Origin of the sequence: Flexivirga caeni, from assembly GCF_003724155.1 — a bacterium.
Lineage (GTDB): Bacteria > Actinomycetota > Actinomycetes > Actinomycetales > Dermatophilaceae > Flexivirga > Flexivirga caeni.
The window spans coordinates 1-12,748 of the sequence record NZ_RJJQ01000027.1 but is presented as its reverse complement, the minus strand read 5'-3'; the positions used below and the strand labels follow the sequence as shown (position 1 = coordinate 12,748).

General features: G+C 68.6%; 12 protein-coding genes. 7 read left to right on the top strand and 5 right to left on the bottom strand.

From position 1 onward, the window contains the following. Positions 1-101 precede the first annotated feature (101 nt). A complete protein-coding gene (locus EFY87_RS18950) occupies positions 102-1,562 on the bottom strand; it encodes a GuaB1 family IMP dehydrogenase-related protein (RefSeq protein ID WP_123273052.1) in 1,461 nt (486 codons plus the stop codon). A gap of 69 nt (positions 1,563-1,631) precedes the next feature. On the opposite strand from EFY87_RS18950, the gene EFY87_RS18945 reads away from it, so the two are divergent. Genes EFY87_RS18945 through EFY87_RS18940 form a run of 3 tightly spaced genes read left to right on the top strand, consistent with a single transcriptional unit; the run spans position 1,632 to position 3,629 of the window. After that, positions 1,632-2,285, top strand: a complete 654-nt coding sequence (locus EFY87_RS18945) for an MBL fold metallo-hydrolase (protein WP_123273051.1) — start codon at positions 1,632-1,634, stop codon at positions 2,283-2,285. 43 nt (positions 2,286-2,328) lie between these two features. Then, positions 2,329-2,505, top strand: coding sequence for a hypothetical protein (locus EFY87_RS20585; protein ID WP_181445526.1), 177 nt, complete (start codon positions 2,329-2,331; stop codon positions 2,503-2,505). 26 nt (positions 2,506-2,531) lie between these two features. Then, the gene (locus EFY87_RS18940) at positions 2,532-3,629 is read left to right on the top strand and encodes a lipid II:glycine glycyltransferase FemX (RefSeq protein ID WP_245988757.1); all 1,098 of its coding nucleotides are present in this window, start codon (positions 2,532-2,534) and stop codon (positions 3,627-3,629) included. Here the strand turns inward: EFY87_RS18940 and EFY87_RS18935 are convergent. The 3 genes from EFY87_RS18935 to map all read right to left on the bottom strand — a co-directional run bounded on the left by EFY87_RS18935 (position 3,626) and on the right by map (position 6,319). Further along, entirely contained in the window at positions 3,626-4,627 is a 1,002-nt protein-coding gene (locus EFY87_RS18935; RefSeq protein ID WP_123273050.1) for a lipid II:glycine glycyltransferase FemX, read from the bottom strand. The two genes, EFY87_RS18940 and EFY87_RS18935, sit on opposite strands and share 4 nt — an antisense overlap. After that, complete coding sequence (gene ppgK, locus EFY87_RS18930; RefSeq protein ID WP_123273049.1) at positions 4,627-5,391, bottom strand: polyphosphate--glucose phosphotransferase; 765 nt, start codon at positions 5,389-5,391, stop codon at positions 4,627-4,629. The genes EFY87_RS18935 and ppgK overlap by 1 nt, the downstream gene beginning before the upstream one ends. A 67-nt stretch (positions 5,392-5,458) precedes the next feature. Continuing rightward, positions 5,459-6,319, bottom strand: a complete 861-nt coding sequence (gene map / locus EFY87_RS18925; RefSeq protein WP_123273048.1) for a type I methionyl aminopeptidase — start codon at positions 6,317-6,319, stop codon at positions 5,459-5,461. 80 nt (positions 6,320-6,399) lie between these two features. Here map and EFY87_RS18920 point away from each other — a divergent pair, with 80 nt between their 5' ends. From EFY87_RS18920 to EFY87_RS18905, 4 genes are read left to right on the top strand one after another with little or no spacing between them, the layout of a single operon-like run. Then, on the top strand, positions 6,400-7,599 hold the full coding sequence (locus tag EFY87_RS18920) for an MFS transporter (protein WP_123273047.1): 1,200 nt from the start codon (positions 6,400-6,402) through the stop codon (positions 7,597-7,599). A gap of 51 nt (positions 7,600-7,650) precedes the next feature. Continuing rightward, positions 7,651-8,832 carry a xylose isomerase gene (gene xylA, locus EFY87_RS18915; RefSeq protein WP_123273046.1) on the top strand — a complete coding sequence of 394 codons (1,182 nt, stop codon included), beginning with the start codon at positions 7,651-7,653 and terminating at the stop codon, positions 8,830-8,832. A gap of 10 nt (positions 8,833-8,842) precedes the next feature. After that, on the top strand, positions 8,843-11,068 hold the full coding sequence (locus tag EFY87_RS18910) for a beta-glucosidase (protein ID WP_123273045.1): 2,226 nt from the start codon (positions 8,843-8,845) through the stop codon (positions 11,066-11,068). 7 nt (positions 11,069-11,075) lie between these two features. Further along, positions 11,076-11,396, top strand: coding sequence for a GNAT family N-acetyltransferase (locus EFY87_RS18905; protein ID WP_123273044.1), 321 nt, complete (start codon positions 11,076-11,078; stop codon positions 11,394-11,396). 14 nt (positions 11,397-11,410) lie between these two features. Here the strand turns inward: EFY87_RS18905 and EFY87_RS18900 are convergent, their stop codons facing one another. Further along, on the bottom strand, positions 11,411-12,556 hold the full coding sequence (locus EFY87_RS18900; RefSeq protein ID WP_123273043.1) for an HNH endonuclease: 1,146 nt from the start codon (positions 12,554-12,556) through the stop codon (positions 11,411-11,413). Positions 12,557-12,748 lie beyond the last annotated feature (192 nt).

Below are 12,748 nucleotides of genomic sequence, written 5' to 3'. Positions count from 1 at the left end.
TGACGGTCAGTTCGTCGAAAGACGGTGAAATCTCGCCGTCAATCGGCGAGGAAGCCGTCACTCGCGGGATCGGGGTGCGGGTGTATGGCGCGAGCGCGTCGTCACCAGGAGGTCTCGCGGGGGCGGCCCTCGTCATACCCGCTGGCGCTCTGGACACCGACGAGCGCACGCTCCCGGAACTCGGCGATATTGCGGGCCCCGGCATACGTGAAGCTGGAGCGGACGCCCGCGACGATCGAGTCGATCAGGTCCTCGACACCGGGACGGCTCTCGTCGAGGAACATCCGGGAGGAGGAGATGCCCTCCTCGAAGAGCGCCGACCGGGCTCGCTCGAACGCGCTGCGTGCCTGCGTGCGGCCGCTGACCGCGCGAGCGCTCGCCATCCCGAAGGACTCCTTGTAGAGCCGGCCGTCCGGCGCCTGGTTCAGGTCGCCGGGGCTCTCCCAGGTGCCGGCGAACCACGAGCCGATCATCACCGATGCCGCGCCGGCGGCCAGCGCGAGCGCGACGTCACGGGGATATTTCACTCCGCCGTCGGCCCATACGGTGGCGCCGGATTCGGTTGCGGCAGAGGCGCACTCGAGCACAGCCGAGAACTGTGGCCGCCCCACGCCCGTCATCATCCGGGTCGTGCACATCGCGCCCGGCCCCACGCCGACCTTGATGATGTCCGCGCCCGCGCCGGCCAGGTCGCGCGCGCCCGCGGCGGTGACCACGTTGCCCGCTGCGATCGGCACGCGGATGCCGGACGCGGCCGCCGCCTCGTCACGCACCGCGCGCACCACGCCGAGCGCGTCGATCATCTTGTCCTGGTGACCATGCGCGGTGTCGACGACCAGCACGTCGGCGCCTGCGGCGATTGCGGCGGCTGCCTTGGCCCGCACATCGCCGTTGATGCCGATCGCCACGCCGATCCGCAGCCGTCCGGCCGGGTCGACCGCGGGCTGGTAGATGGCCGAGCGCAGGATGCCCTGGCGGGTGAGCACCCCGGCCAGGCGACCGTCGCCGGCAACGACCGGAGCGAGCTCGAAGTGGTGGTCGGTCAGCGCGTTGAAGACCGCACTCAGCTCCTCGTTGTCGTCCACGGTGAACAGGTCGCGGGTCATCACCTCGCCGACCGTCGCGAAGCGGTCGACCCGCCGTGACTGTCGCTCGGTCACCAGGCCGATCGGCGCGCCGTCGTCGCCGACGACGACCGCGGTGCGGTGTGCGCGCTTGCCGATGAGCGCCAGCACGTTGCTGACCGGCTCGCCCGCCTGCACCGTGACCGGCGTTTCGAAGACGGTGTGCCGCGCCTTCACGTAGGCGACCGTCTCGCGCATCGCGTGCTCCGGGATGTCCTGCGGGAGTATGGCGATGGCGCCGCGCCGTGCCACTGTCTCGGCCATCCGGCGGCCGGAGATCGCCGTCATGTTCGCGACGACGAGCGGGATGGTCGTCCCGACTCGGTCCGGGGTCGTCAGATCCACGTCCAGGCGACTGCTCACCGACGAGCGGGAGGGCGCCATGAAGACGTCGTTGTAGGTCAGGTCGTATGCCGGGCGATCGCCGAGGAACTTCACGTTCGGCCATGCTACTTGCACCTGGCGCCGCACTGGTGGCCGGAGCCGCAGGCGGCATACTGTGGAGAAATGCAGCTCACGCATCTCGGACATTCCTGCTTGCTCATCGAGGTCGCCGGGCAGCGGGTGCTGATCGACCCGGGCACCTTCTCCAGCTTCGACGAGGTCGCCGAGCTGGACGCGATCCTGGTGACGCACCAGCACCCCGATCACCTCGACCCGGACCGGTTCGAGGCATTGCGCGAGCGCAACCCAAGGGCCGCCGTGCACGCAGACCCGCAGTCCGCCGAAATGCTGCGGGCCCGCGAGGTTCCGGCGACGGAGACGGTGGCGGGCCGCACGTTCGCGTTCGGAGACCTCGAGATCACCCCGGCCGGCGTGCACCATGCGGTGATCACCGAATACGTCCCGCGGATCGCCAACGTGGGTCTCTACCTCTCGGCACCCGGCGAGCCGTCGGTGTTCCACCCCGGGGATGCGCTGGACGCGGAGGTGCCCGGTGACGTCGACCTGCTCGCGGTGCCGGTCAATGCGCCGTGGTGTGCCGTCAAGGAGACGGTCGCCTTCGTGCGACGAATCGAGCCGACGGCCGTGCTGCCGATCCACGACGCGCTGGTCACCGAGGCGGGGCGGGGGCTCTACCTGCAGCACATCCGTGACTTCGGGCGAGCCGGCGGCATACCGGTGCGGGACATCCGAGGTGCCGGCGCGGTCGCGGTCTGAGTCCGGTTGGACCAGGTAGGTAAGCCTCACCTATGATCGGCTCGTGCCCGTCGTCACCGCGAAGAAGAAGTGCTGCAAGGACAAGCCGCGCTGCAAGAAATGTCCGGTGACTCTGGAGCGCCTGCGCAAGGCCGGATACGCCGAGCGGCTCAGCCGCCGGGAGTATGACGTGGATGGCAAGGTCCCCGGCAAGGTCCGCAAAGCCGCTCGCAGCCGGTGAGTCGCGACGCCGGTACGGTGGGCGCCGTGAACTTGCAAGTGACTCCCTGCACCGACCGCGACGAGTGGGACGCCACCGTCCTCTCCCTGGGCGGTCATCCGTTGCAACTGTGGGGCTGGGGTGCGCTAAAGTCGCGCTATGCCTGGAGTGCGGAGCGGCTTGTCGTCGAGGATGGCGGGGTCATCGGCGCGGCCCAGGTCCTCTATCGCCGGCTGCCGTGGCCGCTGAAGTCGCTGGCTTATCTGCCGCGCGGGCCGATCGCTGCCGTATCCGACCGGGCCGCAGTGCTTTCGGCGCTTGCCGGGCACGTGAAATCGACCCACGGATCGGTCACGCTGTCGATCGAGCCTGACTGGGCCGACCCGCACTCGCCGCTCGAGAAGGGCGTCGCCGACGAGGAGATCGCGCGGCTGGAGCAGCTGCCGCCGACCGGCTGGCTGGCGCAGGTCGCCGCCGCCGGTTTCCGGCGCAGCGCCAACACCGGGCTGATCCCGCGAACGCTGATCGTCGACCTGTCACCGGACGAGGACGACATCCTCAAGGCGTTCAATTCCAGCACCCGGCAGAACGTCCGCAAGTCGTTCCGTGCGCCGGACGTGCGCTTCGGACTGGTCACCGACGAGGGCGACCTGACGCAGGTGCTAGCGATCAACAAGGAGACCGGTCGCCGGGCGGGCTTCGCCGTGCACGACGACGGCTACCATCGGGCGATCCGCGACCTGATGGGGGAGCGCTCGCAGTTGCTCGCCGCCTGGGAGGGTGACGACGTCGTCGCGTTCGTCTGGCTCGTCGTCTCCGACGCCACCGCGTTCGAGCTGTATGGCGGGGTGTCGCCCCGCGGCATGAAGCTGCGCCTCAACTACGGTCTGAAGTTCCACGCAATGAAACACGTGAAAGCACAAGGCGTTTCACGCTATGACTTCAACGGGCTACTCAACGACGGCATCTCCGACTTCAAGCGGCAGTTCAGCAAGCACGAAGACCTGCTGATCGGCACGTGGGACAAGCCGCTGTCGCCGCTCTATCCGGCGTTCGCGACCGCGTTGCCGAAGGTGCGGCATGCCCTCAAGCGCGGCCTGCCCGTAGCGTTGGCCGCTGTGTTGTCGCGGAGTCGACGGGCTTAACGGCCCGGACGCCCGCGGCGCACCACCTGCTTGGCCAGCGGAAGTCCCTTGTCCCACACGGCATACAGCGGGGACAGCGGCTTGTCGAAGGTGCCGACAAGCAGGTCCTCGTGGTCGGCGAAGCCGCGCTTGAACGTGCTCACTCCGTCGCTGACCAGGCCGTTGACGTCGTAGCGCTGCACCCCGCGGGCCCGCATGGCCCGGATCGCGTGCCACTTGAGCGCGTAGTTCGCGCGCAGGCGGGCGCCAAGATCGGTCATCCCGCCATACAGCTCGAAGGCGGTGGTCGCGCTGGTCGCCTCCCAGAGGAACGCGACCGGCTGCTGCTTGGCGTAGGCCGCGAAGACGGCGGACCTCTCGCCGAGGTCGTCGAAGACGTCGCGGTAATAGTCGTCGGAGTGCAGGGCGAAGTGCGCGCGGGCCGCCGTCTCGCGGTAGATCTCGAGGCAGTCGCCGAGGGCGGAGCGATCGGTCACCGGGCGGATGGCCAGGTCGGGCTCACGTCCGGACTTGCGGATGTACTGCCGGGTCTTCTTGCTCATTGCCGCAAGCAGCCGGTCCTCGGGGAGGCGCAGGTCGAGGACGAGTGTCTGCGGGATGAGGATCGTGTTGTCCGACCGGCGCCAGTCACCGGAGAGCTGGGGGACCGTGGACCAGTCCGGTTCGATCGTCAACGTCACAGCGTGCTCGTGCGAATGTGCGTATGCCGCAACGGCATCCAGCACTGCACCGGCCCGGTCGGCAGCACCGACCGGACCGCGGGGGACGTAGGACAGCGCCCGCAACGGCCACGGGAGGTGCCGGGTCAGCACCTGTGCGCCACCGATGGCCTCGTCGCCGTCGTAGGCGAGCAGCCGAATCGCGTGCCAGCCGTGCGCGGCCTTGGTCTGGCCCCAACCCCACAGTTGCAGCGGGTGACCGCCGTGGGTGTTGACGTAGGCATCCCACGTCGCCCGGTCGTCGCACGGGCGAAGGTGTGTGGTGCTGGTCCGCGCCACTACTTCGCGTTCGCCGCCCGGTCCGCGAGCCAGGCGACGCCCACGATGCCGGCGGCATTGCGCAGCTGGGCGGCGACGATCGGTGCGCGTAGGTGCAGCAGGGGCAGGAACTTGTCGGCTTTCTTGGAGACACCACCGCCGACGACGATGAGGTCCGGCCACAGCAGGTCCTCGATGTGGCTGTAGTAGCGATGCAGCCGCTTGGCCCACTGCTCCCAGGAGAGATCCTCCAGGACGTGCGCGCTCTCGGCTGCGCGGCTTTCCGCGTCGTGCCCGTCGATCTCCAGGTGCCCGAGCTCGGAGTTGGGCAGCAACTCGCCGTCGACGAGCAGCGCCGAGCCGATGCCAGTGCCGAGAGTGGAGACCAGCACGGTGCCATTCGTGTTGCGCGCCGCCCCGAAGTGCAGCTCGCCGACACCCGCCGCGTCCGCGTCGTTGACGACCGTCACGTGTCGGCCGAGACGGGTGCTCAGCATCTCTTCGACGTCGGTGCCGATCCATGAAGGGTCAATGTTCGCAGCGGTTCTCACGATGCCGTGGGTGACCACGCATGGGAGCGTGATGCCGATGGGCTGCCCGTCGATCTCGTCGGCGAACTTGTCCGCGATCTGCTCGATGACCGTGGCGACCGCGTCCGGCGTCGACTCCTTGGGCGTGTCGATGCGCTCGCGATCCCTGGCAAACTCGCCCTTTTCGAGGTCGACCGGTGCTCCCTTGATGCCGGTGCCACCGACGTCGATTCCCAGCGGATATGTCGTGCTCATGGCTGTGCGGACTCCTTGCGTTGCGATGGTGCGGCGACCAATTCGAGGGCAGCTTAGGCAGAAAGGGTTAAGGAAGCGTGAGGATCTCGGCGGCTGAGTCGGTGATCAGGATGGTGTGCTCGAACTGCGCAGACCGTCGCAGGTCCTGCGTGGCGACCGTCCAGCCGTCGTCCCAGAGCGTCCAGTCGGGCGTGCCGAGGTTGAGCATCGGCTCGACGGTGAAGGTCATCCCGGGCTGAATGACGTCATCGTATGCCGGTGCCGCGTCGTAGTGCGGGATGACCAGCCCGGAGTGGAAGACCGGCCCGACGCCGTGGCCGGTGTAGTCACGCACCACGCCATACCCGAAGCGCCGCGCGTACATCTCGATCACTCGCCCGATGACGTTGACCGCCCGCCCGGGACGGGCCGCCTTGATGCCGCGCAGCATGGCTTCCTGGGTGCGCTCGACGAGCAGGCGGGACTCCTCGTCGACCTCGCCGACGAGGAACGTCCCGCAGTTGTCGCCGTGGGCTCCGTCCTTGTATGCCGTGATGTCGATCTTGACGATGTCGCCGTCGGCCAGCGGCCGGTCGTCCGGTATGCCGTGGCAGACGATCTCGTTGACGCTGGTGCACAACGACTTCGGGAAGCCGCGGTAGCCGAGGGTCGAGGGGTAGGCGCCGTGGTCGAGCATGAATTCGTGCCCGATCCGGTCGATTTCGTCGGTGGTGATGCCGGGCTGCACGGCCGCGCCGGTCACTTCGAGCGCCTGGGCGGCGATGCGCGCCGCGATCCGGATGCGCTCGATGAGCTCGGGGTCGCGCACCTCGGAGCCGGTGAACGTCGCGGGCGCCGGCCGGCCGACATACTCCGGCCGCTCGATGGACGGCGGAACCGGCCTGGTCGGACTGACTCGCCCTGGTGTGATTCGTGCACTCGCCGCCATACCCCGCAGTGTAGGGAGCGCGCTTGGCACGCTCGGACCCCGGCGGTGGCCGGGCACCGGGCAGAGATTAGCGTCGGCTCGTGCTGAGTCCGTATCGTTCGCTGCTCGCGGTGCCGGGTGCCCGGCGCTTCCTGATCGGATCCGTGGTCGGCCGGCTCGGCGGCGCGATGTTCGGCGTCGCTGTCGTCGCGATGATCTCCGGGCGACGGGGGTCCTTCTCGCTGGCCGGCGCGGTGTCTGCGGGCGGCCTGGTGGTGCTGGCGCTGACCGCCTCGCCGATCGGCCGGCTGGTGGACCGCTTCGGGCAGCGGCGGGTGGCGGTGCCGCTCGCGGTGTGGGCCGTCGTGTGGGATGTCGCGGTCGTCGTCGCGTCGATGCTGGATGCGCCCGCATGGGTGCTCTTCGCGACCTACGGGCTGTCGGCGATCGTCACCGAAACGGCATCTCTGAGTCGCACTCGATGGGCGTATTTGCTTGCGGGACAACCTGATCGGCTGCACACCGCGATGTCGCTGGAGCAGGTGCTGGACGAGTGCGCATTCGTCGTCGGGCCCGTCATCGCCATACTCCTCGCCACGTCCGTGCTGCCCGAGGCCGGCTTCATCGCCGCAGCACTGCTGTATGTCGTGGGGTCTCTCGTCTTCGTCAGCGCACGTGACAGTGAGCCGAAACCGCACCCGCACCGTGCCGCCGATGGCAGGGGAGTGGCCCGCAACCCGGCGGTCGTCGTCGTTGCCATCGTGATGGTGCTGACCGGCGGTGTGTTCGGCTCCAACGAGGTAGTGACGCTTGCCTTCTGCGGGGAGCATGGACACAAGGACCTGTCGGGCGTGGTGCTCGCGCTGTTCGCGCTCGGGTCGGGGACGTCCGCGGTGATCTTCGGTGCGCGTGAGCTCGGTGGCTCGCTCGCGCGAGCGTTGTCCCTGGGGACGGCGGCGATGTGTGTGCTGGAGGTGCCCGTGCTGCTCGCACACAACCTGGTGGTGCTCGCAGCCGTCTTGCTCGTCGCCGGCCTGGCCACCGCGCCGACCCTCATCACGTCGATGAAGCTGTCGCAACTGCTGGTGCCGGCTCACCAGGTGAACGAGTCGGTCGGCCTGGTCTTCACCGGGGTGGTGATCGGTGTCGCCGCCGGGTCGGCGATCGGCGGATCGGTGGTGCAACGCTGGGGCGCGGACACGGCATACCTTGTTCCCGTCGTGTCTGCTGCCGGCGCGGCTCTGCTTGCCGCGCTCGCGTTTCCGCTGCTGCGCCGCGCGTCGCCGGCGGCATCGCAGTAGGTTCGACCTCACACCCATCAGCCCGATCAACGAGGAAGCAGGCACTCGCCCATGGCGCTCACTCCCACCCCCGACGACAGGTTCTCCTTCGGTCTGTGGACCGTCGGCTGGCTCGGCGCCGACCCGTTCGGCACCGCCTCGCGGGTGGCGCTGGAGCCCTGGGACTACGTGCAGTCCCTAGCCGAACTGGGCGTGTGGGGCATCACCTTCCACGACAACGACGTGTTCGACTTCGACGCCGGCGAAGCGACGAAACGGGCTCGCGTCGCGCGGCTGAAGCAGGCCTGCGACGAGACCGGCATCACCATCGAGATGGTCACCACGAACACCTTCACCCACCCGGTCTTCAAGGACGGTGGACTGACCAGCAATGACCGCGGAGTGCGGCGGTTCGGGTTGCGCAAGGTGCTCGGCGCCGTCGACATCGCTGCCGAGTGCGGTGCCAGCACGTTCGTGATGTGGGGTGGCCGGGAAGGCGCCGAGTACGACGGCAGCAAGAACGTGTATGCCGCGCTCGAGCGCTACAAGGAGGGGATCGACGCCGTGGCGTCATACATCAAGGAGAAGGGGTACTCCTTGCGAATCGCGCTGGAACCCAAGCCGAACGAGCCGCGCGGCGATATCTTCCTGCCTACCGTCGGGCACGCGCTGGCGTTCATCGCCGAGCTCGACAACGGCGACATCGTCGGGCTCAACCCGGAGACCGGGCACGAGCAGATGGCGAACCTCAACTACAGCCATCAGCTGGCGCAGGCGCTGTGGAGCGGGAAGCTCTTCCACCTCGACCTCAACGGGCAGCGCGGCCTGAAGTACGACCAGGACCTGGTGTTCGGGCACGGTGACCTGTTGTCGGCGTTCTTCACCGTCGATCTGCTGGAGAACGGTTTCCCGGGGCAGCCCGACGCGCCGCGTTACACCGGGCCGCGGCACTTCGACTACAAGCCGTCGCGGACGGAAAACATGCAGGGAGTGTGGGATTCGGCCCGGGCGTGTATGTCGACCTACCTGCACCTCGCCGAGAAGGCTCGTGCGTTCCGTGCCGACCCGCGGGTCACGGAGGCGATGGAGTATGCCGGGGTGAACTCGCTGCTGGAGCCGACGCTGACCGCTGGTGAGTCGCTCGCCGACTTCCTGGCAGCCGACGACAGCTTCGACGTGCAGCAGGCCGCCGAGCGCGACTACGGGTTCGTCCGGCTCAACCAGCTCGCCGTCGAGCACCTGACCGGACGCTGAGGCGCGGGCGATGCCACCGAGCGCACCGATCGACCTGGCCGGGATCCCGCTCGCGGTGAAGGCCGGACTGCTGGTCGGCAAGGACTTCTGGACGACGATGGACGCGCCGGAGTACGGCGTCGGCAGCGTCCGCGTCTCCGACGGACCGCACGGCGTCCGGTCTGCGGAGGGCGAAGAGCTCGGGCTGAACGCCGCATCACCCGCGACGTGTTTCCCGCCGGCCGTAGCCGTGGGATGCAGCTGGGACCCGCAGGTGGCCCACCGGATCGGGGAAACCGTTGCGCGCGAGGCCCGTTCGCTCGGCGTCGACATCGTGCTCGGCCCGGGCATCAACATCAAGCGGTCACCGTTGTGCGGGCGCAACTTCGAGTACTACTCGGAGGATCCGCACCTGTCCGGGGAGCTCGGCATGGCCCACGTGCAGGGGCAGCAGGGTGCGGGCGTGGGCGCTTCGGTGAAGCACTTCGCCGCGAACAATCAGGAGACCGAGCGGATGCGGGTCGACGTGATTGCCGACGAGCGGACGTTGCGGGAGATCTACCTGTCGGCCTTCGAGACGGTGGTGAAACAGGCGGCGCCGGCGACGGTGATGGCGTCATACAACCTGGTGGGCGGGCTGCACGCGACGGAGAACCCGTGGCTGCTGACGACGGTACTGCGCGAGGAGTGGGGGTATGCCGGGGCAGTCGTCTCGGACTGGGGCGCGACCTGTGACCCGGTCGCCTCGGTGGCTGCGGGCCTGGACCTGCAGATGCCGGGCCGTTCGCAGGAGACCATCGGTTCAGTCGTCGCGGCGGTCGAGGACGGGCGGCTGGCCGAAGACGACCTGGACCGCGCGGTGGGCAGGGTGCTTTCGCTGCGGGATTGGGTTGCTGAACCGACCGGCTCGTTCGATGTCGAAGCACACCACCGGGTGGCGCGGGAGACTGCTGCGTCGTGTGCGGTGCTGCTGAAGAATGACGACGCTGCGTTACCGCTGGGCAAGGCGGCGCGGATCGCGGTGATCGGCGAGTTTGCTCGCACGCCTCGATATCAGGGCGGTGGCAGCTCCCACATCAATGCCACCCGGGTCGACGCGGCGCTCGATGCGATGCGCGAGATTGCCGGAAACGTCGATTTTGCAGCGGGTTTCACGCTGGACGGCTCGGGTGACGCCGCCGCCCTGCGCGACGAGGCGGTGCGGCTGGCGGCGGACAGCGAGGTCGCGGTGATCTTCGCCGGGTTGCCGGATGCGGCGGAGTCCGAAGGTTTCGACCGCACCGGATTGTCGTTGCCCGCCGACCAGATCGCGCTCATCCGGGCGGTGGCCGCGGCAGCACCGCGCACGGTCGTCGTGCTCTCGCACGGAGGGATCGTGACGGTGGAGGAGTGGCATGAGCAGGTGGACGCGATCCTGGACTGCTCGCTGCTGGGTCAGGCAGGCGGTGGCGCGACCGCCGACCTGCTTTTCGGGGTGGTGAACCCGTCGGGTCATCTGGCCGAGTCGGTGCCGAGGGAGTTGCGGCATACGACCGCGTACCTGAACTTTCCGGGCGATCATCTCGAAGTGCGTTATGGCGAGGGCGTTTTCGTCGGCTACCGCGGGTATGAGACCACCGGCACACAGGTGCGCTATCCGTTCGGGCATGGGCTGAGCTACACGACGTTCACGACGTCGGCGTTGCGTGTTGCGGCTACCGGCGAGGCATCCGCCATCGTTCGGTTGACGGTCGCCAACACGGGGTCGCGTGCCGGCCGGCACGTCGTGCAGGTGTATGTCGGGTCGGACGCGGGCCCGGTTCACCGCCCGGCGCGTGAGCTGCGGGCCTTCCGGTCGGTGTGGCTGGAGGCGGGGGAGTCGCGTGAGATCACGCTCACCCTTGACGATCGCGCCTTTGCTTACTGGGACGTCACGGATCACGCGTGGGTGGTGCCTGCGGGGGACTACCGGGTCGAGATCGGCGTGAGTTCGCACGAAATCTGTGCGGCACAGACTATCTCGCTGGCCGGCAACCAACCTGTCCGCCCGTTGTCCCGCACATCGTCGGTCGACGAGTGGCTTGATCACCCGTCAGTCGGGCCGATGCTCGTGGACGCGCTGGCCGGCTATCTGCCGGAGAAGGACGCGGCCATGATCCGCGACGACCCGGCGGTGCTGCGGATCATGGGCTCGATGGAGATGGCGAAGGCGATGCGCATGTTCGGCGTCGGCGACGCGATTCCGGCGCTGGATGAGTTGATCGCCCGGTCCGCGTGATGGTCGGTTGGCCTGGTTGATCTTGAGCAGATGGAGGCCGCGATGCCGTCGCGACCCAGAGCGGCCAGGGCACCTGCGGGCCGGTGCCAGCGAAGTTGAACTCGGCTACCTCTTCCTGCCCGAGGCGTGGGGACGTGGCTATGCCACGGAAGCCTGTGCCGCGGCATTGCGTTGGTGCCGGACTGCGCTTCCGGATGAGCCCGTCGTGTTGTCGACACAGCTCACGAACGTCGCGTCGATGCGGGTCGCCGAGAAGCTGGGTTTCGTGGAGGTCGATCGGTTCGTCGAGTACGGCGCGCACCAGTGGTTCGCCGTGTGGGCCGGGTGAGGACACCCGCCGGCTCAGAAGGGTGGTGGGGGTTCGGGGTATTCGACGCGGATGTCGTCGTAGCAGCGGAAGATCTGGATCCGGCCGGTCTGCCGACGGTGCGGTTCGTGTTCTTCGGCCACGTCGGTGAGCACCCGCATGTCGTCGATGTCGGTGAACACACTCCGGTGCAGGTCCGGTTCCTGGGTGAGAGCGAGGTGGATGCCGAATCGTTGTTCGGCCCAACTGACCGCTGGCGGGCTGTGGTCTTCTGGGCGGTGGTGATCGGACGGGGTCGTGGTCACCCGCCGGGTCAGGGTTCGCCAGGTGATCGACGCATCCTCATGCTGCGCACTGGACCAGAACCGGCCGGTTTTCGCCTGGTGATGCCCCCGGTGCGCCGCGTGCAGATTCGCCGGGTGCGTCCCACCAGCCGCCGGGGTTTGCGCGCCGGGTTGGTATGCGGTGTCGTGGTCCAGGTCCGCCTCCGCGGCGCTCACCCCGCAGTCACCCGGTGCCCGGCAGGTGTGATCCCGCGCTTTCACCAGGCGTGCCATCCCGGCCGGGACCCGGTAGGTGTTCGCCGCATCGATCACGACCCCAGTCACCGGGTCCGTCACCAACCGCGCCCACGTCGACCCCGCCTTGATGGCGACCTGCCGCACTTGCGCCGGCGACAAGAACCCATGCGCCGGCACCTCCGCCACATCCGCGGCCTCGTCCTGGTCGGGCAGGATCGATGCGAGGTTGACGATCACGTGCAGCTTCCCCGCGGGCGCCGCCCCGAGGTGTTCGTCGCCGGGGACGACGCCCCGGATCAGCAAGTCGGTGGCGATATCCGCGCGCAGTTGAGCCAGGGTCCGTTCGTCACCGGCAGCCCGGGCTGTCTTCGCGAGGTTGGTGACGCGTTGCTGCGCGGTGAACACCCGCACCGCGTCTCCGGACACCGCGAACTGCGCGCTCCCATCCCGGGCCGGGAACGTCACCGCGTCCCGGGACGCGAGCGCCTGCTCACGCTGACGTTCCGCATCCCTCGCGGCACCTTCAGCCAACGCCAACTGCCGACGGATGCGGGCCCGGAACCCGTTCTGCGACAACGGCACCCCCGGGTCACTACCCTCACCGTCCGTGTCGTTGACGCCGTGGGTGCGGTCCGGTGGTGCCAGGACCCGGTCGATCACCTGCCCCGCCAGGACGGGATCCAGGTGCGCCGTTTGCGCCCAGGCGACCCGCGCCCGGTCCCACGTGCACCCACCACGCCGGAGCAGGTCGTGCGCCCCCGGAATTTGTCAAGATGTTTGGGGCCAGCGGTTCTTAAGCAGCTGGTTGTTGGTCCTCCTGTTCTTCCTCGGGTGGTTTGTTGATCCAGGCGT